Source organism: Myroides sp. LJL119 (assembly GCF_054871605.1).
In genome coordinates this window covers 244,449-270,799 of the sequence record NZ_JBTXLO010000004.1, presented here as the reverse complement: position 1 = coordinate 270,799, position 26,351 = coordinate 244,449, and the positions used below count along the sequence as shown (strand labels likewise).

Sequence of the window (26,351 nt, the reverse complement as noted above, 5' to 3'; positions counted from 1 at the left end):
AATTTTATTATTTTGTCTCGATAGATCGAGCGTATTGTTTGGGCCAGGTAACAGGTTGATTAAGCTCTTTTGCTGCCTGGGCAACAAAGTGGGGATTTCTCAAGAATTCACGTCCTAGAAGTATAAAGTCAGCTTGGTCTGAATCTAAAATTTCCTGAGCTTGTTTGGCCTGTGTAATTAAGCCGACTGCTCCTACGGTTAACTTTGTATTTTCTTTTATTGCTTTTGCAAATGGTACTTGATAGCCAGGATAGCTTTTTATTTCTTGCCAAGAAACAGCTCCTCCGCTACTAACATCTATTACTTCTACGCCTAATTGTTCTAAAACTTGACTCAACCTGATACTTTGTTCTAAATCCCAACCGTCTTTAGCCCAATCTAAAGCTGAAATTCTTACCCATAAGCTTTCTTGGCAAAGCAGTGGCTTTATTTCTTGAATAATTTGAGTTAAAAAACGTATCCTATTCTCAAAACTACCACCATAAATATCTGTTCTGTTATTGATTAAAGGACTTAAGAATTGGTGAATTAAATACCCATGAGCCGCGTGTATTTCAATGATTTGATAACCAGCTTTTAACGCTCTAATAGTGGCTTGTTTAAAATCATTAATAAGCTCATTTATTTGCTCAGTGGAAAGCTTTAAAGGAGCTACATCATTAGGTAAAAAAGGAATATCGGAACTACTTACGGTTTGCCAGCCATTTAATTGTTGGGGACTTATTTGATTTCTTGAAAACCATGGTTTATCACAACTCGCTTTGCGTCCCGCATGTGCCAATTGAATTCCAGGAATAGAGCCTTGTTGCTTAATGAAAGAAGTAATTTCTTTATATTTTGCAATATGATCATCACTCCATATTCCTAGATCAGCATAAGTAATTCTTCCCTCAGGGGTAATGGCTGTGGCTTCTTGTATAATTGCACCAGCCCTGCCAATTGCATATTGACCTAAATGGATAAGGTGCCAATCATTAGCAAATCCATCTGTAGCCGAGTACTGACACATTGGGGATAAAATTACTTTATTTGGTAAGGTTAAATTTTTTAGCTTTAAAGAAGAAAGAAGTTTTTTCATAGTGATAATTAAAAATTTGTAGAATTTAAGTTACTTTAAGTTGTCTATTAATTAAAGAGAACTTATCTAAGTATTTTATGGGGTGTCAAATTTCACATATAAATTACTTGCTGTTTTTTTTGAAATAGTTAATGTGCCTTTATTAATTCGGATAGTGTAAGAATTGTCAAAAGGCTCGATATCTAAAATTTCTAAAGATGTACCTAAAGCTATTTTTTGTTTATCTAAATATTGTAAAAAATCCGAGGAAGAATCTTTAACACCTACACAAACTACTTTTTGATTTAATGTAATATCACTTAAAAGTTTTTTTTCAGTGGGAGTTATTTTTCCCTGGGCATTAGGTATGGGGTCTCCATGAGGGTCATGAGTAGGGAAATCGAGGAAGGAATCTAATTTGTCAATCAGTTTTTCACTTTTGATATGTTCTAATTCCTCAGCTACATCATGGACTTCGTCCCAGGCAAATCCAAGTTTATCTACTAGAAAAACTTCCCAAAGACGGTGTTTTCTAACAATCATCTTTGCGGCTAAAAGACCTTGTTCAGTTAAGGTCACTCCTTGATATTTTTGATAAGAAACTAGTTTTTTATCATTAAGTTTCTTAATCATATCTGTTACCGATGAAGCTTTAGTTTCAATTCTACTAGCAATAGCATTGGTAGAAATACCCTGCTGCGTCCCTTGTGAGAGATGAAAAATTGTTTTTAGGTAGTTTTCTTCCGAATAAGTTAGCATAGACATTTTTTTATTATCGTAACAAAGTTACGATAATAAATTAGAATGCTCTTAAATTAAGTTGGCGTTAATACAGTGCTCTACCATGTAATTTTCTCAGAGAATATAATCCTATTTTTGATGTGATTTTTGTTTTAATTGTTGATTTACAGCTAGATTAGTAATTGTTATGTTGAGTAAAGTAGATTAATGCAGTTTACATAAAAAGCTTCAAAAGTAATCTTTGTGATATAAGTTAATTTTAAGCTTGAAATTTAACTTTTTTAGGTTTTCTGTTTTTTGGAATGTAAATAAATTGCTGTTTTTTTGAGATTAAAAATACTAGAATTTATTAAGTTTATAATTAGTATGTATTTCTAGAAGTGTAGATTAGTAGTTCTAATAGTTTTAAGTATATTTGCTTTTAAACTAATAACATCAACATGAATATCAATCTTATTATCAAACATGCACACTCAGGGGTTGCTTATTTAGCGATTATTTTCCTTGTAATTGCAATTATTAATGCTTTTGCTGGGTTATCAGCAAAGAGAGAGTTCACAGATAAGGATAAAAAATTTGGATTATTTGCTTTGATTTTTTGTCATATCCAATTACTATTAGGTCTTATCTTATACTATTTCTTTTTCCAATCAGTTTCTCCACTTATTGCCGAGGGAGGAATGGGAGCCGTTATGAAAGATTCAACTTTACGTCAATTGTTAGTAGAACACCCAGTGATTAATATCATTGCCATTGCACTGATTACAGTTGGTTGGTCGAAACATAAAAAAGCTGTAGATTCTTCTGCAAAATTTAAAAAGTTTACGATTTTCTATACAATAGGGTTGATTTTAATACTATCTAGAATTCCATGGAACCAGTGGTTTTCATAGTTTAAAATAAAAATATTTAAAAAAGAGCTCACTAATCTGAGCTCTTTTTTATTTTTGGTATATTTATTGCCCTGCTATACTAAAATTACTGGAATGAAAAACATTTTACAATACTTTATCGTGATTTTTGTAGTGTTACTATGCTCTAAAACTTGGGCTCAGACCAATTTAGAACAAGTAGAATTAAATGATATAGCCAAAAGTGATTTTAATCAAGACCCATGTTTAAATCAAGATTTGTTTGATTTTTTAGAAGTAGAATACGATGTGCAAGCTTCTTATTATCACCATAGGTTCGTAGGAAAAAAAACAGCAAGTGGTGATGTTTTTGAAAATGATCTTTATACAGCTGCACATAGAAGTTTGCCTTTTGGAACAAAAATACGTGTAACTAATCTACAAAATGATAAAACGGTTATTGTAACCATTAACGACCGCGGGCCTTTTACAAAGGGAAGAAGTTTAGATTTGTCCCAAGCTGCTTTTTTAGAGTTGACAAATCACATTTCTAAAGGTGTTGTTAGAGTTAAGATTGAAAAAGTAATTGAGAATGAAACATAAAAAAGTTTTACTCTATCCTTTGGTTATACTAGTGATGTTTTTTACTAAAGGATGTAAATCACTAGAATCAACTAAAACTTCTGATTCAGGAATTGTTGTGGCTAGTTATTATCATAAAAAATTCAATGGACGTAAGACTGCCAGTGGTCAGAAGTTTAAGAATTCTAAAATGACAGCCGCTCATAAGACTTTACCATTCGGTAGTATTGTAAAGGTAACCAATATACAGAATAACAAGTCGGTTAAGGTTCGTATAAATGATCGCGGACCATTTATCAAAGGAAGAGAGATCGATCTTTCAAAAAAGGCATTTATGAAAATAAGCGATCATAAAGGACAGGGGTTAATCAAGGTAAAATTGAAAGTTATTTCCAAGTAGAAAAAGGGTGTTTAGATAGGTAAGAGTTATAATATCTATTATCCCCTGTTACTTCTTGACCAAGCCAACTAGGTGTTGAAAAACCTTGCTGTTCACTTGTTAATTCTATTTCTGCTAAAACTAAGCCTTGGTTATGGTTTTCAAAGATGTCAACCTCAAAAACATGGTGATCCAGTTTTATTAAGTATCGTGTTTTCTCTATAACAAATTCTTCACATAATAAAAGCAATTGCTGAGCATGTTGGAAATCAATTTCCTTTTCCCATTCATATCTACTCATTCCACTACTATTGCTTTGGCCTTTTACGGTGATAAAGCCTTGCTTGTTTTTAATCCTAATTCGTACAGTTCTTTTCGGGTCTGAGTTTAAATACCCTTGGACAATATGATTTTTCTCATAAGCCTGTGTAGTGAAACTCATGTCTTTTACTAAAAATTTTCTTTCAATTTCTATCATTATACTTGGAATAAAAGTGTATTTTTATGGCAAAATAAGGGATTTTTTTAAAAATAATAATTAAAAAGGCAAGATTTTTTCCTATGAAATTAAAACATATGTTACGTTCACCTCAAGGAATAGAAGAATTATTTAATAAGTATGTAATTGATGGTAAGGTGTATGCTAGTGATGATTTGTCTTTTCTAGTAGACTTGGTTCATATTTTTAGGCCTAAAAATATAAAAAAAATACAGCGTGTTTCTATTGATTCCTTACTTGTGTATTTACAAGCTCACAAGGTACAAAGAGTAGCATTAGAAAACTATTTAAAAGAGCTTCTAACAGGACGTAGCTTCAGTCGTATGGTTTCTGACGCTGGTATTTTACAAGATTCGGATTTTTTTTATGAAGTAAAAAAGCGTTTGTGGGCTAAAGTGTTGCCATATCAGCCAGAGATTAATACCCAGGAGTATATCTTGAATCAGGTTTTTTATAAACAAACCGATGCGCAGTGGATAGATTTAATTCCAATGGACCAATTATTAACTCTATTTAATTTACTAAATTTTCATGATGTTTTTAGCTCCATAGAGGATGACTGTCCTTTAAGTGAGTTATTAACAAGTATAGGTTTAATTACCCAACGTATGAGTGGTCGTGCAATGGAAAATTATATTATCCGTATGGTGCCTGAATACTCTCATCTGGAAAGCCCTTTTCTGGCACTTGAAAACGAATTTATGGATGTTGAACATAGTATTCGGGCTAAGAAATTCGCTTGTTTGGTAAAAGATGATATAAATTATAAGCAACTTGTTGTTTTGCATAAACAATGTTTAGAATTTGTAAGTCAGGCATTTAAAAATAGTTCTAAATATGGTATTTCTATAAAGGTTAATCAAAGTTTATTACGACTTAGACAACAATTGCAACGAGTAGATGTTCTTTTGAAACTTTTAGTTGTTGAAGTCGATAATAAAGAGAATCGTGATAAGAATACCATTGAATTAGCCCGAAAACTAATAGAATATAATTGCTATAAATATAATGTTACTGGACTCATTAAAGAGAGTACCGGGTTAATCTCCTATGAAATTACCCAACATACTGCAAAAACCGGAGAGCACTATATAACCAATACGGCTAGTGAATACTGGCAGATGTTTAAAGGTTCCATGGGCGCAGGTGTGGTAGTTGGTTTTTTATGTATATTTAAAGTATTGGCTCATAAAGCCGACGTGAGTGCTTTTGGCGAAGCCGTGCTTTACAGCTTAAACTATGCTTTTGGATTTTGTTTAATTTATCTTTTAGGCTTTACTCTTGCAACCAAGCAGCCTGCAATGACCGCAGCCGCTATTATTAAGGCTATTGAAACTGGTAGAAAACAGCATTTAGAGAGTGGAGAGAAACACGTGAGTTTTGCTAAGTTATTTGCAAGGTTGTTTCGTTCGCAGTTTATTGCATTTATAGGTAATGTATTATTAGCCTTTCCCATAGCTTTAATACTTGTTTGGGGAATAGAGCAAGCGTTTAATATAAATATTGTTTATGATGGTTGGGAAAAAATGTTAATAGATTCTGACCCAATAGAATCAAGAGCATTATTTCATGCCGGTATAGCCGGGGTTTTCTTATTTTTATCAGGAATTATCTCGGGAAATATTTCTAACAGAAACAAGCACAATAAGGTGTATTATAGAATACAAGAACACCCTTGGTTAAAGAGAAATTTAGGTAAGGCGCGGACAGAAAAGTTCGCTAATTGGGTAGAGCGAAAATGGCCTGGTATTATGTCCAATATTTGGTTTGGTGTATTTATGGGAAGTTGTGGCGTACTAGGAGCTTTCTTAGGGCTTGGAATTGATATTAGACACATTACCTTTGTAAGTGGAAATATAGCATTGGGACTATACGGGTCTGGTTTTGATGCGCCAGTATCCATGTTAGTTTGGGCATTTATTGGACTTTGGCTTATAGGTTTTATGAACTTTATGGTAAGTTTTAGTTTATCATTATTATTAGCATTTAGATCTAGAGACATTCCTTTTTCGGAAACCAAAGAACTTGCCAAGGCCACTTGGAGATATTTTAAGAGTTTTCCAATGGAGTTCTTTTTACCAACGGCCACTAGTGTAGTAAACGAACCTAACGGTTCGAATGCAAAAAAAACTAAAGAAAAACCTTTTGTGGAAACTAGTGAGAAAGAGCAATTAAAATAAGTAATAAATTTAATAACAATGCCCCAAATAAGTAAGTACTTATTTGGGGCATTGTTATTATAAAAAAATTTGATGAGTTAACCCATAGCCTTTATTCAAGAAATAACTGTGAAATGTTGTATTACTAAATTTAACTTTACAGCTAAAAATAATAGATCTATCGATAAATATAAAAACCTGCCTGATTAATTTTTTATTATTTAGCCACCTGGTAAGTTATATTAGATTTATTTTGCATTAGTTTGACTCGGTTTTATTTCGTTTATTATTCAAACTACTTTTGAGAAGTTCTTCTTGTCGCTCAAACTCTAATCGAGATAAATTGATATAATCTTCTAAGCTGTGCGAGTTTTTTGAAAGTTTTCTAAGAGATTCCCTATCACTTTGAATAAATAGCTCACTCTGCTCTAGGGCTTCTTGATGACTGAAGCCTAATTTTTCTAACATTACAGTTCCCACATGTACGGCTGTAAAAAAGGACTCCCTATAAACTTCGTTTAAGCCTTCGCGTAGATATTCATAGGCATTCTTTCTGTTTTTTGCACGAATTATAACCTCGACATTAGGGAAGTTTTTAGTTAGTATTTCTACCAAATGATTATTTGCCTCTGGTGGATCCATGGCAGCGATAACATAATCGGCATTCTCGACTCCTACCGATTTTAAAAGATTAATTGATGTAGCATCTCCATAATAAACGTTAAAACCTAATTTACGAAGATGTTCAACTCTTTGTGAATCGTTATCTAAAACTAAAGTTGGAATATTGTTGGCTTGTAATAAGCGGCCTATAGTAATACCGAAATCTCCAAAACCTGCAATAACTATCTTTTTATCTGCATTAATATGAGTTAAATCGTCATATGGAGCACTTTGGGCAGGATTGGGAACAAGGCCAAGGTAGGGAGCTATCCATTTCTCATTTAAGAGAAGTAAAACTGGTGTTACAACCATTGATAGGGCAGTTGTTGCTAGCATGTAATCATACCATTGTTGATTAATTAGATTAATAGTTTTACCAAGAGCTAAGATTACAAAAGCGAATTCGCCAATTTGGGAAAGTAAAATTGCAAATAAAAAAGATTGATCTTTTGGAAACTTCCAAACCTTCGCGATTATCAACAATACCACGGCTTTAATTAACATGGAGCCAATTAAAAGGCTGAAGATCATTAAAGGTTGGTTGATTATAATATCAAAGTTAATTGTAGAACCAACGGCGATAAAGAAAATTCCTAATAAAAGAGCTTTAAAAGGTTCTATATCACTTTCTAATTGGTGTTTGTAAGGATTATTAGCTAGAACTACTCCACTTAAAAAAGCACCTAAGGCAGGGCTTAACCCTACAAGTTGCATTAAGATGGACACCCCAATTACCAGTAATAATGCAGATGCGGTATAGATTTCTCTTATTTTTAGTCTCCCTACGGATTTAAACAAGGGGTTTACAATATAATTACCTACAAGATAAATAACGGTAATAGCACCTAAAATAGCAAGAGTCTTCATAAATACAGGTGCTCCATCTAAATAACTAGCTCCAGTATGAGTTTCAATAGAGGTTTTAGAAGATACTGCAAGCAAGGGAATTATGGCCATAATAGGTATTACCATAATATCTTGGAAAAGTAACACTGCAAAACTGGATTTACCTGCATTTGATTTATTTAAACCTCGCTCGGAAATTGTTTGAAGTATAATGGCTGTTGAACTCATTGTAATAACAAATCCTAAGGTTAAGCTTGTGCCTAAAGCCAGATTTAATCCCCAAAAACCTATGGCGGTTACTATGGCTGTGGTTCCTATTGCTTGAGCTGTACCTAAACCTATAATTTCGTTTTTTATTTTCCAGAATTCTTTTGGGTCTAGCTCTAGTCCCACTAAAAATAACATCATTACTACACCGAATTCGGTTGCATTCATTATATCTGCTCCATCTGTCCCTACAAATTTAAACACATAAGGACCTATTAAAACTCCTGCAAATAAATATCCTAGTACCGAGCCCATACCAAGTTTTTTAGAGATAAGGACACAAATTACAGCAGCTAATAGAAATATAAAGGCTTGTAGTAAGAATTCGTTCATTTTTATTTAATTTTGGGTTTAATTTAGGTTGCTATTAGATAAGTTTATGCGAAATTTGTTCAACTATCAGTAATAGTTGTATATTAAAATAATAGACACAAATTTAAAAAAAAGTTAGGCGTATTTACCTGTTTTTACACTAAATATTAACTTAATTAATACCTGTTTATAAATAATTTTGCTTTAATTTTTTTTTGTAATGCACCGAAAGATTATTCACATTGACATGGATGCCTTTTTTGCTTCTGTAGAACAATTAGATTATCCCGAATTAAGGGGCAAGCCAATTGCTGTTGGAGGTGAACAGGAAAGAGGTGTAGTGGCTGCTGCTAGCTACCAAGCAAGAGTATTTGGAGTTAGAAGTGCGATGAGTGGACAAATGGCTCGTAGGTTATGTCCAGATCTTATCTTTGTAAAATCTCGTTTTGATCGTTATAAAGAAATTTCTATGTCTATCCGAAAAATTTTTTATCAATATACAGATTTAGTGGAACCTTTGTCTTTGGATGAGGCTTTTTTAGATGTAACCCACAATAAGGTAAATTGTCCCAGTGCAACATTAATAGCTAATGAAATACGCCAAAAAATTGCACAGGAGTTACATTTAACTGCATCTGCGGGTATATCGGTTAACAAGTTTTTAGCTAAAATAGCTAGCGATTTTAATAAACCTAATGGACAGTATACAATAGAGCCTGATAAGGTGGAGAGCTTTTTGGAGAATTTAGAGGTTAAGAGGTTTTTTGGGATAGGAAAGAAAACTGCTCAAAAAATGTATCATTTAGGAATTTTTACTGGTCTGGATTTAAAAAGTAAGTCGTTAGAGTTCCTACAAGAGAATTTTGGTAAAGCAGGAAAAGATTATTATTATATAGTACGTGGTATTCATAATAGTCCTGTGGTAGCTAACCGTATGGTAAAAAGTGTAGGGACAGAAAGGACTTTTCATCAAAATTTGAGTTCTGAGATATTTATAGTAGATAAACTTGAGTCCATTGTCAAAGAGTTATCTTGGAGATTACATAAGCATAATTTGTATGGTAAAACAATAACTTTAAAGATAAAATATTCCGATTTTATTCAACAAACCAGGAGTAAAACCTTACCTTACTATATAAGCGAGTACCAGCTTATAATGGATATAGCCAAAGAGTTATTATTTCAAGATATATTAAGAGATTCAGTTCGCTTAATAGGTCTTTCCATGTCTAATTTAAATACACAAGAGAAGAACAAGCAAGTAGCTGTGCAATTACAATTTGATTTTTTATATTAAACCTTATGATAAAACCGAAAACTTTACAAAAAGCAGATAAAGTCGCTATAGTTTGTACGGCTAGAAAATTTTCTAAAGATAATGCCCAGATGGCCGTGGATTTATTACTTTCCTGGGGATTGGAACCAGTACTGGGATCCACAATAGATCTGGATAATTTTCAATTAGCAGGAACTGATATACAGCGCGCCTCGGATTTTAATAAGCAATTGGCAGATCCTGAAATAAAAGCTATTTGGTGTGCAAGAGGAGGGTATGGAACTGTGCGAATCATTGACTTGATTGATTTTGATTTACTTTTGAAAAATCCAAAATGGATTATTGGCTTTAGTGATGTTACTGTTTTACATAGTCATATTAATACTTTAGGGATGCAAAGCATTCATGGGATAATGGCCTTTAGTGTTCCCAGCACAGACCCCGAATCGGTTCTTAGTTTAAAGCAAACTATATTTGGACAAAAGTTATGTTATCGTATTGCTTGTCATCCCAATAATATTCTAGGACAATCTACAGGTGAATTAGTAGGTGGGAATTTATCTATTATTTATAGTTTATTAGGGTCTAAATCATCTTTGTCCACATCAGGAAAAATACTATTCTTAGAAGATTTAGACGAGTATTTATATCACGTGGATCGAATGATGTATAATTTAGATAGAAATGGCTTGTTAAAAAATTTAAAGGGACTAGTTATAGGGGGTATGACCCAAATGAAGGATAATGAAATACCATTTGGGCAAAATGCACAAGAAATCATTCTATCTATCGTTAAAAAGTATGATTTTCCAGTAGTTTTTGATTTTCCAAGTGGACATTTGTCAAAAAATTTGACTTTAAAATTAGGAGAACAAGTAACCCTAAATGTTCATAACTCTGGTGTAGAGCTCGAGTATTTGACCTGAATTTGTTGATTTTTCATTTTATTTAAAGTTTAAAGACAAATATTTTTTTTATCTATAATATATCTTATTTAAGATAAAATTTCATTTTACTTATTTTTAACATAATCTAATTAGTTAATGTTAAGTATAATATAGATAACTTAACATATATGCTTATCATTTCTAAAAGCTTATTTATAAAAAGTCTTAATAAAGCTTGGTTGTTATTTAGAATCATTATACATTTGTCCTGAATTTAAAATTAGTCTAAATAAGATACGTAATAGAGATGAAAGTATTTAATGTTTTTATGTTTAGCGTTTGTTGGGTAATAGCTGCTTTAGGACAAAACTCTATCATTAAAGGTAAACTAGTAGATGAAAATAATAAACCAATTGCATATGCTTCTGTAATGCTAGAGGGTACATCTATAGGAGGTTTAAGTAAAGAATCGGGAGAGTATATTTTAAGTAATGTAGATCCGGGTAAGTACAAGCTAAATGTTAGCTTTATTGGTTACAAGAATGCATCTAGAACTATTCAAGTAACTAAAAAGGAAGAAGTTTTTAATTTTGTTTTAGTAAATGACAATAATACTTTATCAGATATTACCATTTATGGAAAAACAAATAAGAATATTAAAGAAGTACAAAACTTAACTAGACTTCCTTTGCCAATCCAGGATCAGATTCAAAATATTACCATTATATCTGATCAAGTTATTAAAGAGCAGGGAGCTTTAAGTATAACAGATGCAACACGAAATGTTGCTGGTGTTACACAGTTTGCTAGTTATGGTGGAGTAAACGAAAGTATGACTATTCGTGGATTTAGAGGTACTCCTGTATTGAAAAACGGGGTTTCTTTAGATTCAGACTTCCGTACTGCAAGTGCTATTTCTGATATGCAAGGTGTTGAGAGTATTCAGGTATTGAAAGGCTCTGCATCTATCGGTCAGGGAATTGGAAATGGATTAGGAAGTGCAGGGGGAGTGATTAATGTTATTACAAAAACTCCAAACTTTGTAAATAAAAGAGAAATTGGTTTTAGAGCGGGTTCTTATGGTCAAATTCGTCCAACAGTAGATGTAGAGCAAATTTTAGATAAAAAAGAAAAAGTGTCTATTCGCTTTAATGGTGCCTATGAACGTAATGATGGATTTAGAATTCATACTGGTAGTGATAAAGTGTATGTTAATCCTTCTATTACTTATAAGATTGATGATAAGACAACTCTTACTGCTGAATTTGATTACTTAGATAGTCATGCTGTAGCAGATAGAGGAACTGTGAACTTAGCTCCAGATACACAGGAGAAGATTTATAAAATGCCACATGATAAGTTTTTAGGGTTTAAAGGAGATTATTACGATTCTAAAATAATGACTTATGGAGCACGTTTGCAAAGAGAATTAAACAGTAAGTTAAGTGTTCGTGTATCTTCATTTAACTCCATTAGTAAAATAGATTCACGTACAGTATCTGTTAGTAGAGCAAATCGTAACGGAACTACAGTTGAGGAGTTAAAATGGATTAATCGTGGTATAGCTAAAAATAAGTCAAAGGATGAGAATTCTGTTTTTCAAGTAGATTTAGTAGGAAAAGACATTATAACAGGATTTGCTAAACATACTTTTCAAGTAGGGTTTGATTTTAGACAAACTGTTTTAACTACTGATGCATTTGATGCTGTATATAATGGACAGGTTTTAGGAAAGAATGGAAAAATTGATACGATTGATGTTTTAGGTCCAATTTCTAACGAAGATCCAACAAACTTACATTTTGATTTTACTGGTGCTACAACCACAACTACACCAACTTATGGGTTTATGGCTCAAGATTACGTGGAGTTAGGTCAATATGTTAAGGCTTTAGTAGGAGTTAGATATAGTCGTTTAAATGGAGTAACAACAAAAAATGCTTCTGTTGATAGATGGAATCCGATTTTCGGTTTGATTTTAAGTCCAACACAAAATATTAATTTATTTGGTTCATATACAACTACTACTAGTTTAAGACAATCAAACTATAAACTAGAGGATGGTAGTTTTGCTGGCCCACAGGATACACAACAAGTAGAATTTGGAGTTAAATCAAGTTGGCTAAATGATCAGTTACTTGTAAATGTAACTTATTTTGATGCTACCAATAAAAATGTTTTAGCTCAAGTTTATACTGAAAATGGGACAGCTGTAACTGATACTTATCAAAAAGCTGGAAATTTAGCAAGAAGAGGTGTTGAGGTAGATATTAATGGTAAGATCACAAATAGCTTGGAAGTAATGTTGGGATATGCTTTTCTAGATGCTAAATACGATGGAAGTCCTATTTATCAAAATGGATCAGCCCCTATGAATGCGGCTAAGCACTCTGCAAACGGTTGGGTAAATTATAAATTGAATGATGGAGCTCTTAAAGGATTATCATTTGGTGCAGGTGCCTACTTTGTAGGAAAACGACCTGTAAATGAGTTTAACTTAAAACCAGATGCTCATGGAAGTATGGTAGGAGAAAAGCCATTTGATATGCCAGATTTCACCACTGTTAATGCACAGATAGCTTATAGCTTTAAAAATGCAACTTTGCGAGTATTTGCAAATAATATATTTAATAAAACAGGTTATACATCTTATTATAGAGGTGGATATATTAATGAGACAGCACCCAGAAATTTTGCTGCTCAATTAACTTATCGTTTTTAAAATTCATGAAGTGGGTTAGTTAATTTTTAATTAGTTAGACAAACGCGATATAAGAGCTTATATCGCGTTTGTTTTTTTAATAAACAATTAGAATTCATATAACTACAGTAATATCTTGTTTTATAGCCCCTTTATATGGGTGGGGGAAAAAAGTATAACATTTCTTTATAGTTGTACTATTTTTTTCACGGATAAAAATAGTAACTTTGCTAAGTAACTTAATTTAGATTAAATATTATGTATCCAGAAGAAATAGTAAACCCAATGCGTCAAGAATTAATTGATGCAGGATTCGAATCATTAACTTCTGCTGCTCAAGTAGAAGAAGCTTTAGCTAAAACTGGAACAACTTTAGTTGTAGTTAACTCCGTTTGTGGATGTGCAGCTCGTAATGCAAGACCTGGAGCTATTAATAGCTTAAAAGGAGATAAAAAACCTACAAACATTGTTACTGTTTTTGCTGGCGTAGATAAAGAAGCTGTTGACGCAGCTCGTCAACACATGTTTCCTTTTCCTCCTTCTTCACCAAGTATGGCCTTGTTTAAAGATGGAGAATTAGTACATATGTTAGAAAGACATCATATTGAGGGACACACTGCTGAGATTATCACTGAGAATCTTAAGGATGCCTTCCAAGAATATTGTTAAAAATTAAGACCACCTATAAGGTGGTCTTTTTTTTAAGTGTATATTTGCTTATTAGTTAATAAGTAATAATGCAGAAAATTATATCTTTTCCGTTTTCTATTATATTTAGTTTATTAGTATTATTAGTACTATTGGTGTTTCATGTATTACAATGGTTATCTTTTAATATTTTTGGATATACAGGACATAAACGAATTGTAGATTGCATGGTTTGGTGCCTAATGAAATGTTGCTTGGTATTAGGAGTGACATTTAAGGTAACAGGAGTAAAAGATTTGCCAAAAGAAAAGCCAATTATTTTTGTAGCAAATCATCAAAGTATGTTTGATATACCAATGATTATTTGGTTTTTCCGCAAGAATCACCCAAAGTTTGTTAGTAAAAAAGAATTGGGAACAGGTATTCCAAGTGTTTCTTATAATTTGAGAAACGGAGGTTCGGTGTTAATTGACCGTAAGGATGCTAAACAGGCTTTAACTCAAATTAAAGCTATGGGACAGTATATTTCAAAGAATAATCGATCTGCAGTTATATTTCCTGAGGGAACAAGAAGTAGAGACGGTAAAGTAAAGCGCTTTTCAGAAAATGGTCTAAAAATGCTTTGTAAGTTTGCACCTGAAGCTTATATAGTTCCGTTAACTATTAATAATTCGTGGAAGATGTTTCGTTACGGAAATTTTCCCTTAGGTATGGGGGCTCCGATTTCTATCTACGTTCATCAGGCCTTTAAAGTAAAAGATTATAGTTTTGAGGAAGTTTTTGATAAAGTACAAGAACAAATCAAGTCTAAACTAGTTTAATATAAATTTATCTAAACAAACAAACTAAACCCAAAATTTTGTTTTTTAGGTTGAAAATCATTGATTATGTCGATAAAAAATGTACGTCTCGAAGTAATGCAGTTCTTAGAGAAAAATATAGATAATTTTGTTGAGAATTATCTTATTCCAGTAGAGAAGATTTGGCAACCTTCAGATTTGTTGCCGGACTCAGAGAATGAAAATTTTATAGAAGAAGTTAAAGAATTACGCGAATATGCAAAGGAGTTACCATATGATTTTTGGGTAACTTTAGTTGGAGATACAATTACCGAAGAAGCTTTGCCTACTTATGAGTCTTGGCTTATGGATGTGGAAGGAGTTAACCAAAAAGAAGGCGAAGGCGGAAATGGATGGGCCAAATGGATTCGTCATTGGACCGGAGAGGAAAATCGACACGGAGATCTGTTAAATAAGTATTTATACCTATCAGGACGTGTTGATATGAAACAAGTAGAAATTACTACACACCATTTGATAAATGACGGTTTTGATCCAGGAACTGATCGCGATCCATATAAGAACTTTATATTTACTAGTTTCCAGGAATTAGCAACTTATATTTCTCATCACCGCGTTGCTAAATTAGCAAAGCAATATGGAGATCATAAACTTTCAAAGATATGTCGATTGATCGCAGGAGATGAAATGCGTCATCACCATGCGTATTCTGAATTTGTTGATCGTATTTTTAAAGTGGACCCTAGTGAAATGATGCTCGCATTTACAGACATGATGAGACGAAAAATTACTATGCCTGCTAATTTAATTAGAGAATCGGGAGGTAAAATGGGAGATGCTTTTGAAAAATTCTCAGATTCAGCTCAACGTATTGGAGTGTACACGGCTCATGACTATATTGATATCATGGAGAAGTTAATTGAGAGATGGCGTATAGGTGAATTAACTAATTTAACGGATGAGGCTGAGAAAGCTCGTGATTATTTAATGAAGTTACCTGCACGTATGCAAAGAGTTGCAGATAGGATGGTTATTGAGAAGGAACCACAGACATTTAAATGGGTAAGGCCCGCTTTAATTGTTTAGACATCGGTTTTTATGGATAAAGTTTTTATAGTTAAACAAGTAATGTCGCAAGTAAAGCAGCGACTAGAGTTTAATGAAAGTGGTCATGATTGGTTTCATATCCAAAGGGTATATAATAATGCTATTTATATTGCGAAGCGCGAGGGTGAATGTGATTTGTTTGTTGTTGAGTTAATAGCCTTGTTGCACGATGTTGCAGATAGTAAATTCTTTCAAGGAGATGAAACTATTGGTCCTAACATCGCTAAGGAGATTTTAAAAGACTTGGGCACAAATGAGCTGGTGATTGATAAAGTTGTAAAAGGCATTGAAAATATATCTTTTAAAGGCGGTAATTTTGTGCAATCCCATAAATTTAAAGAGTTAGATATTGTGCAAGATGCTGATCGCTTAGATGCTATCGGTGCAATTGGAATAGCCAGAGCTTTTAATTATGGTGGCTTTGTAAACAATACCATTCATGATCCACAACAAGAGCCTGTGTTTAATATGACAAAAGAACAATATAAAAAACATAAAGGAACTACTATAAATCATTTTTACGAAAAACTGCTTAAATTGAAAGATTTGATGAATACCAAGACAGGTAAAGAATTAGCTCATCAAAGAAATCTATATATGCAAGAGTTTCTAAACCAGTTTTATTTTGAGTGGGATTTAAAATAATCAATCAAAATTTGCCGGATAAAATCTAAATGTATATTAGTGCTCTCGGATATAAAGAAAAGTTTGGCGAAAGCCTTTAGAATGCCCCAAATAAGTGTCTAACTTTTTGGGGTTTTTTTATGTGCTCGTGTTTGAGGTTTATTTATTATAGAAAGCTAAATCTTATAGAATTTATCTTCTTAAACATAGAGTTGTATAAATAAAAGAGGTGATTTTTTATTTTTTAGAAAAAAAAAGCCCCAAAAATAGCAGGCAATTTTGGGGTTAGTCTACATATTTATAGGGCTTTTCTCTTATAGTTATTTTACGGTTTATTTCACTTCTGAAATTCGCAGTGTATTTACCATACCTTTTTCAATAATTGGCATTGCTGCAAGATTAATTACCATATCTCCCTTATCTGCAAAACCTTTCTCTAAAACCATATGGTTGATATCTTCAATAGTTTCATCTGTACTAACAAATTTATCATAATAGAATGCTTGTACTCCCCAAAGTAGATTTAATTGCGTAATGATTCTTTTATTTGAAGAGAATACTAAAATATTACTATTTGGTCTCCAAGCAGATATTTGAAAAGCTGTATAACCACTATTTGTAAGGGTACAAATTGCTTTTGCCTCTATGTCATTAGCCATTAAGGCCGCGTGGTAACAAATGTTTTTAGTTATATATCTATTAGTCTTAATGGTAGGTGGACTTTGCGGAACTTTAATAATAGGAGAATCCTCAACACTTTGAATGATTTGCGTCATTTTCTCTATTACCTGTACTGGGTAACTTCCAACAGATGTTTCACCTGATAACATAACAGCGTCTGCACCATCCATTACTGAGTTTGCAACGTCATTTACCTCGGCTCTAGTTGGAGTTAAACTAGATATCATTGTTTCCATCATCTGAGTAGCAATGATAACGGGTATTCTTGCATTTTTAGCCGTGATAACTAGTTGTTTTTGAATAAGAGGTACTTCCTGAGCAGGAATCTCTACTCCAAGGTCACCACGAGCAACCATTAAACCATCACAACTAGTTGCTATTTTTTCAATATTTGTAACAGCCTCTGGTTTTTCGATTTTTGCAATGATAGGTATTTTATGGTCAGAGTGTTCCTTTACTAAATCTTGTAAATCTTTTAAGTCCTCCGGAGTTCTTACAAAGGATAAAGCAAGCCAATCCACTTGAGATTTAATGGCAAAGATCGCATCTTTAATATCCTTTTCCGTAAGGGCTGGCAAAGAAACCTTTGTCATAGGTAAGTTAACTCCTTTTTTTGATTTTAAAGGACCACCTTGAATGACTCTGGCTTTTACTTTATCTTTTTTATTTGTTTCAATTACTTCGAAAATTAGCTTTCCATCGTCTAAAAGAATGCGCTCTCCAGGATTTACATCTTGAGGGAACTTTTGGTAGTTCATATATACCTTTTTAGCATCCCCTTTAAACTCTTGTGTTGTTAAGAATTCGATTTCATCTCCAGGGCTAACTATAACATCTTCAGCCATGTTACCAACTCTTAGTTTAGGGCCTTGTAAATCTCCTAAAATGGAAGTAGTATAGCCATACTCTTGATTCAGCTCACGGATTATATTAATTTTCTCTTTTACATCTTGATAATCTGCATGAGAGAAGTTAATTCTAAAAACGTTTACACCTGCTTTGATCATATCATGCAACACTTCTTTTGTGCTAGAAGCAGGTCCTAAAGTTGCTACGATTTTAGTTTTCTTTTGTGCTACCATATTTTTAAAAAATTAGGTTTTTTTTGTTTTTAATTGTCTCTTGCCTCATTTCATAGGCGGTAGAGATGATTTTAATTGTATTGAGCTTTTCTATAATAGTAGAAATGTCAAAATAGTCATCGGCATCTTCAATCTTGATTAAGTAGTCCACATTTTTTAATTCGGGAACTAAATATCCTTGTTTGGTTATGGCGTGATTTTTTCCTGTGAAAAGAGGTGATATTATATCGGTATCAGGTTGTATAAAAGCCTTATTGGCAACAACCTTCCAAAGGATATGATGATCTAAGTCTTCATACTCAAAATAGGAAAATCTTGCGATGCCTTCCTCAGTAGTCAACACAATATCATTAGGGAGTCTTTGTAGGGAAAAATTTAAGATAGTATTTATACTATAGACAACTTTATAATCCTCTTTTCGTGAGGAATGAATGGCGATTAATTTATAGTCATCTGTATCAAATTCGTCTAACTTATATTTTACTACCCCCATATGAGTTCTGCGTTAAATACAAATATACGATTTTTAAAATTAAAAGAAGGATTTAAGGGAAATAAGGTATTATCTATATGTTAAAAAAATAAAAAAAACCTCATTATTTCTCTATTTTTTCTTGTAAAGCGAAATAAGCCCTTTGAGCTGCCTTTTCTTCGGCTTTCTTTTTAGATGTAGCTCTTGCCTTTGCAATAACTTTATCATTAATAGATAGTTTTACTCCAAAGTATTTTAACTCCTCCGCAGTATTTTCTTCAAAGGTATCAAATTTAAAAGTGTTTTTAGTCTTTTGACACCATTCTATTAAAAGACTTTTATAACTAGTAATTTTTGTTTCTAATTTTTCAATATCTGCTACTTTGGATAAAAGTTTATCATGTATGAACTTCTCACACGCAGGGTAACCACGGTCTAAATAAATGGCTCCTATTAAGGCCTCTAGTAAATTACCATGAATGTTCTCTCCAAATTGTTGATTGCCCATTTTGCTCTCTACATTGCTTATCAAGTCTAAGCTTTTACCAAGGTCGTTTAAGTTTTCTCTTGATACAATTTTTGATCGCATCTTTGTAAGGTAACCTTCGTCTCCATTTGATACTTGAAGATACAAGTACGAAGCTATTATAGAACCTAGCATCGCATCTCCTAGGAACTCCAGTCGCTCATAGTTAATCGGATTTCCATTTTGATCGGTTAGATTCATCGATCTATGAGTAAAAGCTAGGCGGTAAATAGAGGAATCCACAGGGGTTACTCCTATAATCTTAGCTATTTTACGACAAAAATTCCCGTCCTTATTAGTAGAACGGGAATTATTAAATATCTTATTTAGAAACTTGCTCATCATGATGATGAATTATTTTTCCAGTTTTTTAACTAATACACATGCATTGTGACCTCCAAAACCAAACGTATTACTCATTCCAACTTTAATGTCTCTTTTTTGAGCTTTGTTAAAAGTGAAATTCAGTTTAGGATCTATATTTTCATCATCCGTAAAGTGATTAATAGTAGGAGGAACCATACCATGCTCAATAGATAAAATCACAGAGATAGCTTCAATTACTCCTGCTGCACCTAATAGGTGTCCTGTCATTGATTTTGTAGAGTTTAAATTCATGCTATATGCATGATCTCCAAAAACTTTTAGTATGGCCTTAGATTCAGCAATGTCTCCTAAAGGAGTAGATGTTCCATGAAGATTCAATACATCTACATCTGTTGGGGCTAAGCCAGCATCTCTTAGACAGTTTAGCATCACATTGGTTGCTCCTAAGCCTTCTGGATGAGGTGCTGTTAAGTGGTGAGCATCGGCTGACATTCCTCCACCACCGATTTCACAGTAAATTTTGGCTCCACGTGCAACTGCATGTTCATATTCTTCCAATACTAATGCTCCAGCTCCTTCTCCTAACACAAAACCATCACGATCTTTATCCATAGGACGTGAAGCTGTTTTTGGATCGTCATTTCTCGTTGATAATGCATGCATGGCATTAAAACCTCCAATTCCAGCAATTGTAACTGCAGCTTCTGAACCACCTGTAACAATTATATCTGCCATTCCTAAGCGGATGTAATTAAAAGCATCAATAATTGCATTAGTAGAAGAGGCACAGGCTGAAACTGTTGTGAAGTTTGGCCCTCTAAGACCATATTTCATTGAAATATGCCCACCTGCAATATCTGCAATCATCTTAGGGATGAAAAAAGGATTAAATTTTGGAGTTCCATTTCCATTTACAAAATTAGTCACCTCATTTTGGAAAGTTTCTAATCCTCCAATTCCTGAACCCCAGATTACACCTGCTCTATCTTTATCTATTGTATCCAGATCTAAACCTGAATTTGTAATAGCCTCTGCTGCACTTACCATGGCATATTGCGCATAGCGATCCATCTTGCGTGCTTCTTTTCTCTCGATAAAGTCTTCAACTTTAAAGTCTTTTAATTCGCACGCAAATTGTGTTTTGAAATTGGTAGCGTCAAAATATGTAATGGGTGCTGCTCCGCTTACTCCATTAATTAGGTTATTCCAATATTCTTGGATATTATTTCCAATAGGAGTAAGTGCACCTAAACCTGTTACAACAACTCGCTTTAATTTCATAAAACTTAATTTTTTTGGTTTATATTATAAAAAAAAATACCCAATCTTCACTTATCAAAAAGGAAACATTGGGTAGTTTATTTGATGTATCTCGTAGATTGTTTCCAATCTGTCCTTTTTTTCTTAAAAATTATAATACAGCAAAATAATAACGCCCACGTGTTTAGAATTCTCTGAACACGTGGGAATCAGTTATTATTTCTTAGCTTCTTCGATATAAGAGATAGCTTGTCCAACTGTAGCGATATTTTCAGCTTGGTCGTCTGGAATTTGAATATCAAATTCTTTTTCGAACTCCATGATAAGCTCAACAGTATCTAGTGAATCAGCTCCTAAATCATTAGTGAAGCTTGCTTCTGCTACAACTTCGTTCTCGTCAACACCTAATTTGTCAACGATAATCGCTTTAACTCTTGATGCAATGTCTGACATAATCTTTAATTTTAAATTTAAATTTGTAGGCAAAAATAAAAAACTTTATTTTAAAACCTGATTTTTCATGTTAATTGTCGGTGCGAAATTATGAAAATAATTAATACTTCTCACTATTTTTCTATTTAATGTCACATATTATTCTTTTTTTTGTACTCACTATGAGTGTTTTAAAAAAAAATAAAACCATTAAAATATGAAAAATATTGCTTTATTCGCCTCAGGATCAGGAACTAATGTAGATAATATAGTGAGGTACTTTGAAGACAAATCTTTAAATAACCAATATCTAGTTTTTGTTAATAATCCCAATGCTAAGGTAATAGAAAAAGCCGAAAAAAGAAACTTGCCGGTAATGATTTTTGATAGAAAAATGTTAAATGACGGTTTGGTTGCCGATAAACTCAAAGAGTTTAATCCGGATTTAATCGTTTTGGCAGGATTTTTATGGAAATTTCCGCCGGAACTAGTTCAAGATTATCCTAATAAAGTGATTAATATTCATCCGGCACTTTTACCTAATTATGGTGGTAAGGGAATGTATGGAGAATATGTCCACCAGGCGGTTTTGCAAAATAAGGAAAAACAAAGTGGGATTACGATTCATTACGTAAATGAAAATTATGACCAAGGAGCAGTTATTTTTCAAACGGCTGTTAATATCGAGAATTGCCAAACATGGCAAGAAATAGCTAAGGCCGTTCAGACTTTAGAGTATACTTACTTTCCGCAGATAATAAAGAACTTATTGTATGGACAATAATAAGTATCAAGTTATACTGTATACGGATGGTTCTTCTCGTGGAAATCCTGGTCCAGGAGGGTATGGGTTAATTTTAGAGTGGGTAGGGCATCCAGTATTTAAGGAACTTTCTCAAGGATTTAGATGTACTACAAATAATCGTATGGAACTCTTAGCTGTTATTGTAGGATTAGAAAAGCTAAAGAAAATCGGAACTTCTGTTTTAGTGGTCTCAGATTCTAAATATGTAGTAGATGCTGTGGAAAAACGTTGGGTTTTTTCCTGGGAAACTAAAGGTTTTAAAGATCGTAAAAATCCCGATTTATGGCAAAGGTTTCTTAGAGTTTACAGACAGCATAAAGTAAGTTTTCAATGGGTTAAGGGACACAATGATCATCCAATGAATGAGCGTTGTGACCAGTTAGCTGTGCAAGCAGCATTAAGCAAAAGCCTTTTAATTGATGAATTTTATGAACAAAATAATTAATATAGTTTAATTAGATGTAGTTTTTTTAATTGAAAAAGACAAGCTAGTAAAGTAAACTTAACAGGCTAAATGCTGTAGTTTTCAGAAAGTAAATGCTCTTTTATATGTAGTAAAGTGATGCTATTTATTTATATTAGTAATTATTTATAACTATTAAATTTTGTAGCCAAAAAACTATTGCACTATATTTGCATCTTTATTTCTTAGCAAAAAATATGAACAAATTACTGATTGTGGGTACGGTGGCATTTGATGCTATAGAAACTCCATTTGGGAAGACGGATAAAATTTTAGGAGGCGCAGCAACTTTTATAGGTTTGGCTGCTTCTTATTTTAAGGTGCAGTCTTGTATCGTTTCTATTGTGGGTGACGATTTTCCTAAAGAGTACTTAGAACTACTAAAAAGTAGAAATATTGATACAACGGGAATTGAAGTGGTACCAGGTGGAGAAACGTTTTTTTGGAGCGGAAGATACCACAATGATTTAAACTCGCGTGATACATTGGAAACTAAATTAAATGTATTGGAGAATTTCAATCCAGTTGTTCCAAATGAATTCAAAGCAGCTGATGTAGTTATGCTTGGAAATTTACATCCTAATACACAAAAAAGTGTGTTAGATCAACTTACAGAAAAGCCTAAGTTAGTTGTTCTAGACACAATGAACTTTTGGATGAATTGCGCTTTAAGTGAATTAAAGGAAGTTTTAAAAAGAGTTGATGTTATAACAATCAACGATGAGGAAGCTAGACAATTATCGGGAGAATACTCTTTGGTTAAAGCCGCTGAAATTATTCAGCAAATGGGGCCAAGTTACGTTGTAATAAAAAAAGGAGAGCACGGTGCTTTACTTTTTTCTGGAAAGGATGTGTTTTTTGCTCCCGCTCTGCCTTTAAAAGAAGTGTTTGATCCTACTGGAGCTGGAGATACTTTCGCAGGCGGATTCACTGGATATTTGACCCAAAGTAGCAATGTATCGTTTAACAACATGAAAAATGCTATAATCTATGGGTCTAACTTAGCATCTTTTTGCGTAGAGAAATTTGGAACCCAGCGCATGGTTAACTTACATTTAAAGGACGTACAAGATAGATTACAAGAATTCAAAACATTAACGCAATTCGATATAGAATTAGCGAAATAATATATTTAAGCCTCTCTATGGGGCTTTTTTTAGTCATAAAGTAAACTCTAAACACACACACACAACTATCATGAGTGACGCACTAAAACACGAATGTGGGATAGCTTTATTAAGGTTGAAAAAACCACTATCCTTTTACAAGGAAAAATACGGTAGTGCATTTTACCCTATCCAAAAAATGTACTTGTTGCTTGAAAAACAACATAATCGCGGGCAAGACGGAGCTGGTTTAGCAAGTATTAAATTAGATATGGAACCTGGCGAGCGTTATATCAGCAGAGTTCGTTCTAATCAATCTCAGCCTATTCAGGACATTTTTCAACAAATCAACTCTCGAATTAATCAAGAGTTATTAGAGCATCCTGAATATGGTGAAAGCGTAGAGCTTCAAAAACAAAATATTCCTTATCTTGGAGAGGTGTTCCTTGGTCATGTTAGATACGGAACATTTGGAAAAAATAATATTGAAAATGTACATCCATTCTTACGTCAAAACAACTGGATGCATAGAAACTTAATTCTTGCAGGAAATTTTAATTTAACAAATGTAAGAGAGTTGTTTTCTGATTTAGTTGCTCTTGGACAACATCCAAAAGAGATGTCTGATACCATTACAGTGATGGAGAAAATAGGACATTTTTTAGATGATGAGGTATCGGATTTATACTATAAGATAAAAGAGGAAGGGTTTTCAAAAAAAGCAGCTTCACCTAAGATTGGTGAACGTCTAGATATAGCTAGAATTTTAAGAAGAGCCTCAAAGAATTGGGATGGTGGATTTGCTATGGCAGGAATGATAGGTCATGGTGATTCTTTTGTGTTAAGAGATCCAGCAGGAATTCGCCCTGTTTATTACTTAGATAATGATGAGGTTACAGTAGTCGCCAGTGAAAGACCTGTTATTCAGACAGCTTTTAATGCTCCTATACAGGATATTAAAGAATTAGATCCAGGTAAGGCAATTATTATACGTAAAGATGCAACGGTAAGTTTTGAACAAATCTTAGAGCCATTACCTTTAAAAGCATGTTCTTTTGAACGTGTTTACTTCTCAAGGGGAAATGATGCAGATATTTATCAAGAGAGAAAGGATCTAGGAAAATTGATTTTTCCAGAGGTATTAAAAGCAATTGATAACGATACGGACAATTCTGTTTTTTCTTATATTCCTAACACTTCAGAGACTTCATTTTATGGAATGGTAGAAGGAGCTCAGGATTTTTTAAATCAAAGAAAAATAGCAGATATATTAGCAAACAAAGAATCTTTAACCGAGGATAAACTTCAAGAGATTTTATCAGTCAAATTAAGAACGGAAAAAATTGCAGTAAAAGATGCTAAATTACGTACTTTCATTACAGATGATAGTAGTCGTGATGATCTGGTTGCTCATGTTTATGATGTTACCTATGGAGTAATTAAGCCTACAGATAATCTAGTGATAATTGACGATAGTATTGTGCGAGGTACAACACTAAAAAAGAGTATAATTAGAATGTTAGACCGCTTAAACCCTAAAAAAATTGTAGTGGTTTCTGCTGCACCGCAAGTGCGATACCCAGATTGTTACGGTATAGACATGGCTAGATTAGAAGGTTTGATAGCTTTTCAAGCAGCCATAGAGTTATTGAAAGAAAAAGGTATGTATGATGTAATAGACCAGGTATATAAATTATCTAAAGCTCAAGAGCATTATCAAGATAAAGATGTGGTTAACTACGTAAAACGTATCTATGAACCTTTTACCAATGAGGATATTTCTAATAAAATTGCTCAAATGGTAACTGATAAGGAAATTAATAGTCATGTAACTATTGTATTTCAAACTGTTGAGAATTTACATAAAGCATGTCCTAAGAACTTGGGAGACTGGTATTTTACAGGAAACTATCCCACAATAGGAGGTAATAGAGTTGTAAATCGTGCTTTTATAAACTTTTATGAAGGTAGAGATGAAAAACCTTATTAAAGATTATCAAGTAAATAAAACTATGCAAAGTTACAATCTATGTGAGTTTGTATTTTAAAAAGTAAAAAAGCACTAAAAATTTTAGTGCTTTTATATTTTATAACCTTTAGACTATGTTTATTTAGCTTCTTGAAATCTTTTAGCAACTTCATCCCAGTTAATTACATTGAAAAAAGCAGTAATATAGTCAGGACGACGGTTTTGATAGTTTAAATAGTAAGCATGTTCCCAAACATCCATTCCTAAGATTGGAGTTCCTTGACAAGCAAGACCAGGCATAAGTGGATTATCTTGATTGGCAGTACCACAAACAGCTAATTTTCCATCTTTAACACATAGCCAAGCCCAACCAGAACCAAATTGAGAAGCTCCTGCTTTAGAAAAAGCATCTTTGAAGTTTTCAAAAGATCCAAAATCTTTTTCAATTGCTGCAGCTAATTCTCCCTGTGGAAGACCACCTCCATTTGGACTCATTATAGTCCAAAATAAGTTGTGGTTATAGTACCCACCACCGTTATTACGAACAGCAGCATTATTCATATCTAAGTTCGTAAGAATCTCCTCAATTGTTTTTGAGTCTAACTCTGTACCAGCAATTGCATTATTTAAGTTAGTTGTATATGCTTGGTGGTGTTTTGTATGGTGGATTTCCATTGTACGAGCATCGATATTTGGTTCTAATGCATCGTAAGCATAAGGTAATTTAGGTAATTCGAAAGCCATAATTCGTATTATTTAAAGATTAGTATTAATTTTATTTCAAATTTAGTCATTTTATGGCTAAAATAAAAAATTACACTGTTTAAAT

At 33.0% G+C, this 26,351-nt stretch carries 25 protein-coding genes; 15 read left to right on the top strand and 10 right to left on the bottom strand.

The features are described 5' to 3' along the window. Positions 1-7 precede the first annotated feature (7 nt). Both ACYSNV_RS07560 and ACYSNV_RS07555 read right to left on the bottom strand, forming a co-directional pair. Positions 8-1,078 carry an NADH:flavin oxidoreductase/NADH oxidase gene (locus ACYSNV_RS07560; protein WP_461761950.1) on the bottom strand — a complete coding sequence of 357 codons (1,071 nt, stop codon included), beginning with the start codon at positions 1,076-1,078 and terminating at the stop codon, positions 8-10. Between the two features lie 75 nt (positions 1,079-1,153). Next, positions 1,154-1,816 (bottom strand): metal-dependent transcriptional regulator, encoded by a 663-nt coding sequence (locus tag ACYSNV_RS07555; protein ID WP_461761949.1) that lies wholly within the window; start codon positions 1,814-1,816, stop codon positions 1,154-1,156. A 422-nt stretch (positions 1,817-2,238) separates the two neighbouring features. Between ACYSNV_RS07555 and ACYSNV_RS07550 the strand changes: the two genes are divergently transcribed. The 3 genes from ACYSNV_RS07550 to ACYSNV_RS07540 all read left to right on the top strand — a co-directional run bounded on the left by ACYSNV_RS07550 (position 2,239) and on the right by ACYSNV_RS07540 (position 3,631). Next, positions 2,239-2,691: a hypothetical protein gene (locus ACYSNV_RS07550; protein WP_461761948.1), complete on the top strand. Its 453-nt coding sequence runs from the start codon at positions 2,239-2,241 to the stop codon at positions 2,689-2,691. Between the two features lie 93 nt (positions 2,692-2,784). Then, positions 2,785-3,252, top strand: a complete 468-nt coding sequence (locus ACYSNV_RS07545; protein ID WP_461761947.1) for a septal ring lytic transglycosylase RlpA family protein — start codon at positions 2,785-2,787, stop codon at positions 3,250-3,252. Positions 3,253-3,286: 34 nt separating this feature from the next. Next, complete coding sequence (locus ACYSNV_RS07540) at positions 3,287-3,631, top strand: septal ring lytic transglycosylase RlpA family protein (protein ID WP_461761966.1); 345 nt, start codon at positions 3,287-3,289, stop codon at positions 3,629-3,631. Here ACYSNV_RS07540 and ACYSNV_RS07535 read toward each other — a convergent pair. Beyond that, positions 3,618-4,088, bottom strand: a complete 471-nt coding sequence (locus tag ACYSNV_RS07535) for a CYTH domain-containing protein (protein ID WP_461761946.1) — start codon at positions 4,086-4,088, stop codon at positions 3,618-3,620. The two genes, ACYSNV_RS07540 and ACYSNV_RS07535, sit on opposite strands and share 14 nt — an antisense overlap. A 98-nt stretch (positions 4,089-4,186) precedes the next feature. Between ACYSNV_RS07535 and ACYSNV_RS07530 the strand changes: the two genes are divergently transcribed. After that, on the top strand, positions 4,187-6,289 hold the full coding sequence (locus ACYSNV_RS07530; protein WP_461761965.1) for a recombinase: 2,103 nt from the start codon (positions 4,187-4,189) through the stop codon (positions 6,287-6,289). Positions 6,290-6,526: 237 nt separating this feature from the next. Here ACYSNV_RS07530 and ACYSNV_RS07525 read toward each other — a convergent pair whose 3' ends face one another. Further along, entirely contained in the window at positions 6,527-8,377 is a 1,851-nt protein-coding gene (locus ACYSNV_RS07525; RefSeq protein WP_461761945.1) for a cation:proton antiporter domain-containing protein, read from the bottom strand. A 199-nt stretch (positions 8,378-8,576) separates the two neighbouring features. Between ACYSNV_RS07525 and dinB the strand changes: the two genes are divergently transcribed. The 7 genes from dinB (at position 8,577) to ACYSNV_RS07490 (ending at position 16,420) form a co-directional block, all read left to right on the top strand. Further along, entirely contained in the window at positions 8,577-9,653 is a 1,077-nt protein-coding gene (gene dinB, locus ACYSNV_RS07520) for a DNA polymerase IV (RefSeq protein ID WP_461761944.1), read from the top strand. 5 nt (positions 9,654-9,658) lie between these two features. Beyond that, positions 9,659-10,558 carry a S66 peptidase family protein gene (locus tag ACYSNV_RS07515; protein ID WP_461761943.1) on the top strand — a complete coding sequence of 300 codons (900 nt, stop codon included), beginning with the start codon at positions 9,659-9,661 and terminating at the stop codon, positions 10,556-10,558. A 268-nt stretch (positions 10,559-10,826) separates the two neighbouring features. Continuing rightward, on the top strand, positions 10,827-13,241 hold the full coding sequence (locus ACYSNV_RS07510) for a TonB-dependent siderophore receptor (protein WP_461761942.1): 2,415 nt from the start codon (positions 10,827-10,829) through the stop codon (positions 13,239-13,241). Between the two features lie 237 nt (positions 13,242-13,478). Further along, positions 13,479-13,889 (top strand): BrxA/BrxB family bacilliredoxin, encoded by a 411-nt coding sequence (locus tag ACYSNV_RS07505; RefSeq protein WP_461761941.1) that lies wholly within the window; start codon positions 13,479-13,481, stop codon positions 13,887-13,889. Positions 13,890-13,957: 68 nt separating this feature from the next. Then, positions 13,958-14,689 (top strand): lysophospholipid acyltransferase family protein, encoded by a 732-nt coding sequence (locus tag ACYSNV_RS07500; RefSeq protein WP_461761940.1) that lies wholly within the window; start codon positions 13,958-13,960, stop codon positions 14,687-14,689. Positions 14,690-14,755: 66 nt separating this feature from the next. Continuing rightward, complete coding sequence (locus ACYSNV_RS07495; protein ID WP_461761939.1) at positions 14,756-15,754, top strand: acyl-ACP desaturase; 999 nt, start codon at positions 14,756-14,758, stop codon at positions 15,752-15,754. A 12-nt stretch (positions 15,755-15,766) separates the two neighbouring features. Then, the gene (locus tag ACYSNV_RS07490; RefSeq protein WP_461761938.1) at positions 15,767-16,420 is read left to right on the top strand and encodes an HD domain-containing protein; all 654 of its coding nucleotides are present in this window, start codon (positions 15,767-15,769) and stop codon (positions 16,418-16,420) included. A 311-nt stretch (positions 16,421-16,731) separates the two neighbouring features. Here ACYSNV_RS07490 and pyk read toward each other — a convergent pair whose 3' ends face one another. The 5 genes from pyk to ACYSNV_RS07465 form a co-directional block, all read right to left on the bottom strand. Next, complete coding sequence (gene pyk, locus ACYSNV_RS07485; protein WP_461761937.1) at positions 16,732-18,162, bottom strand: pyruvate kinase; 1,431 nt, start codon at positions 18,160-18,162, stop codon at positions 16,732-16,734. 4 nt (positions 18,163-18,166) lie between these two features. Then, positions 18,167-18,655: an IPExxxVDY family protein gene (locus tag ACYSNV_RS07480; protein WP_461761936.1), complete on the bottom strand. Its 489-nt coding sequence runs from the start codon at positions 18,653-18,655 to the stop codon at positions 18,167-18,169. Positions 18,656-18,758: 103 nt separating this feature from the next. Then, complete coding sequence (gene rnc / locus ACYSNV_RS07475; protein ID WP_461761935.1) at positions 18,759-19,502, bottom strand: ribonuclease III; 744 nt, start codon at positions 19,500-19,502, stop codon at positions 18,759-18,761. Positions 19,503-19,514: 12 nt separating this feature from the next. Next, positions 19,515-20,768 (bottom strand): beta-ketoacyl-ACP synthase II, encoded by a 1,254-nt coding sequence (gene fabF / locus ACYSNV_RS07470; protein WP_461761934.1) that lies wholly within the window; start codon positions 20,766-20,768, stop codon positions 19,515-19,517. Between the two features lie 195 nt (positions 20,769-20,963). Beyond that, entirely contained in the window at positions 20,964-21,200 is a 237-nt protein-coding gene (locus ACYSNV_RS07465; RefSeq protein ID WP_002988156.1) for an acyl carrier protein, read from the bottom strand. A 196-nt stretch (positions 21,201-21,396) separates the two neighbouring features. Here ACYSNV_RS07465 and purN point away from each other — a divergent pair, with 196 nt between their 5' ends. From purN to ACYSNV_RS07445, 4 genes are all read left to right on the top strand, one after another. Next, entirely contained in the window at positions 21,397-21,963 is a 567-nt protein-coding gene (purN, locus tag ACYSNV_RS07460; protein WP_461761933.1) for a phosphoribosylglycinamide formyltransferase, read from the top strand. Continuing rightward, on the top strand, positions 21,953-22,429 hold the full coding sequence (rnhA, locus tag ACYSNV_RS07455; protein WP_461761932.1) for a ribonuclease HI: 477 nt from the start codon (positions 21,953-21,955) through the stop codon (positions 22,427-22,429). The genes purN and rnhA overlap by 11 nt, the downstream gene beginning before the upstream one ends. Positions 22,430-22,644: 215 nt before the next feature. Beyond that, on the top strand, positions 22,645-23,574 hold the full coding sequence (locus tag ACYSNV_RS07450) for a PfkB family carbohydrate kinase (RefSeq protein WP_461761931.1): 930 nt from the start codon (positions 22,645-22,647) through the stop codon (positions 23,572-23,574). A 70-nt stretch (positions 23,575-23,644) separates the two neighbouring features. Continuing rightward, entirely contained in the window at positions 23,645-25,543 is a 1,899-nt protein-coding gene (locus ACYSNV_RS07445) for an amidophosphoribosyltransferase (protein ID WP_461761930.1), read from the top strand. A 117-nt stretch (positions 25,544-25,660) separates the two neighbouring features. Here the strand turns inward: ACYSNV_RS07445 and ACYSNV_RS07440 are convergent, their stop codons facing one another. Then, positions 25,661-26,266 (bottom strand): superoxide dismutase, encoded by a 606-nt coding sequence (locus ACYSNV_RS07440; protein ID WP_461761929.1) that lies wholly within the window; start codon positions 26,264-26,266, stop codon positions 25,661-25,663. Positions 26,267-26,351: the final 85 nt, after the last annotated feature.

Coding starts and splice junctions, on each gene's coding strand:
- ACYSNV_RS07560 (WP_461761950.1), bottom strand. CDS start 1,078: ATGAAAAAACTTCTTTCTTCTTTAAAGCTAAAAAATTTAACCTTACCA.
- ACYSNV_RS07555 (WP_461761949.1), bottom strand. CDS start 1,816: ATGCTAACTTATTCGGAAGAAAACTACCTAAAAACAATTTTTCATCTC.
- ACYSNV_RS07550 (WP_461761948.1), top strand. CDS start 2,239: ATGAATATCAATCTTATTATCAAACATGCACACTCAGGGGTTGCTTAT.
- ACYSNV_RS07545 (WP_461761947.1), top strand. CDS start 2,785: ATGAAAAACATTTTACAATACTTTATCGTGATTTTTGTAGTGTTACTA.
- ACYSNV_RS07540 (WP_461761966.1), top strand. CDS start 3,287: ATGTTTTTTACTAAAGGATGTAAATCACTAGAATCAACTAAAACTTCT.
- ACYSNV_RS07535 (WP_461761946.1), bottom strand. CDS start 4,088: ATGATAGAAATTGAAAGAAAATTTTTAGTAAAAGACATGAGTTTCACT.
- ACYSNV_RS07530 (WP_461761965.1), top strand. CDS start 4,187: ATGTTACGTTCACCTCAAGGAATAGAAGAATTATTTAATAAGTATGTA.
- ACYSNV_RS07525 (WP_461761945.1), bottom strand. CDS start 8,377: ATGAACGAATTCTTACTACAAGCCTTTATATTTCTATTAGCTGCTGTA.
- dinB (WP_461761944.1), top strand. CDS start 8,577: ATGCACCGAAAGATTATTCACATTGACATGGATGCCTTTTTTGCTTCT.
- ACYSNV_RS07515 (WP_461761943.1), top strand. CDS start 9,659: ATGATAAAACCGAAAACTTTACAAAAAGCAGATAAAGTCGCTATAGTT.
- ACYSNV_RS07510 (WP_461761942.1), top strand. CDS start 10,827: ATGAAAGTATTTAATGTTTTTATGTTTAGCGTTTGTTGGGTAATAGCT.
- ACYSNV_RS07505 (WP_461761941.1), top strand. CDS start 13,479: ATGTATCCAGAAGAAATAGTAAACCCAATGCGTCAAGAATTAATTGAT.
- ACYSNV_RS07500 (WP_461761940.1), top strand. CDS start 13,958: ATGCAGAAAATTATATCTTTTCCGTTTTCTATTATATTTAGTTTATTA.
- ACYSNV_RS07495 (WP_461761939.1), top strand. CDS start 14,756: ATGTCGATAAAAAATGTACGTCTCGAAGTAATGCAGTTCTTAGAGAAA.
- ACYSNV_RS07490 (WP_461761938.1), top strand. CDS start 15,767: ATGGATAAAGTTTTTATAGTTAAACAAGTAATGTCGCAAGTAAAGCAG.
- pyk (WP_461761937.1), bottom strand. CDS start 18,162: ATGGTAGCACAAAAGAAAACTAAAATCGTAGCAACTTTAGGACCTGCT.
- ACYSNV_RS07480 (WP_461761936.1), bottom strand. CDS start 18,655: ATGGGGGTAGTAAAATATAAGTTAGACGAATTTGATACAGATGACTAT.
- rnc (WP_461761935.1), bottom strand. CDS start 19,502: ATGAGCAAGTTTCTAAATAAGATATTTAATAATTCCCGTTCTACTAAT.
- fabF (WP_461761934.1), bottom strand. CDS start 20,768: ATGAAATTAAAGCGAGTTGTTGTAACAGGTTTAGGTGCACTTACTCCT.
- ACYSNV_RS07465 (WP_002988156.1), bottom strand. CDS start 21,200: ATGTCAGACATTGCATCAAGAGTTAAAGCGATTATCGTTGACAAATTA.
- purN (WP_461761933.1), top strand. CDS start 21,397: ATGAAAAATATTGCTTTATTCGCCTCAGGATCAGGAACTAATGTAGAT.
- rnhA (WP_461761932.1), top strand. CDS start 21,953: ATGGACAATAATAAGTATCAAGTTATACTGTATACGGATGGTTCTTCT.
- ACYSNV_RS07450 (WP_461761931.1), top strand. CDS start 22,645: ATGAACAAATTACTGATTGTGGGTACGGTGGCATTTGATGCTATAGAA.
- ACYSNV_RS07445 (WP_461761930.1), top strand. CDS start 23,645: ATGAGTGACGCACTAAAACACGAATGTGGGATAGCTTTATTAAGGTTG.
- ACYSNV_RS07440 (WP_461761929.1), bottom strand. CDS start 26,266: ATGGCTTTCGAATTACCTAAATTACCTTATGCTTACGATGCATTAGAA.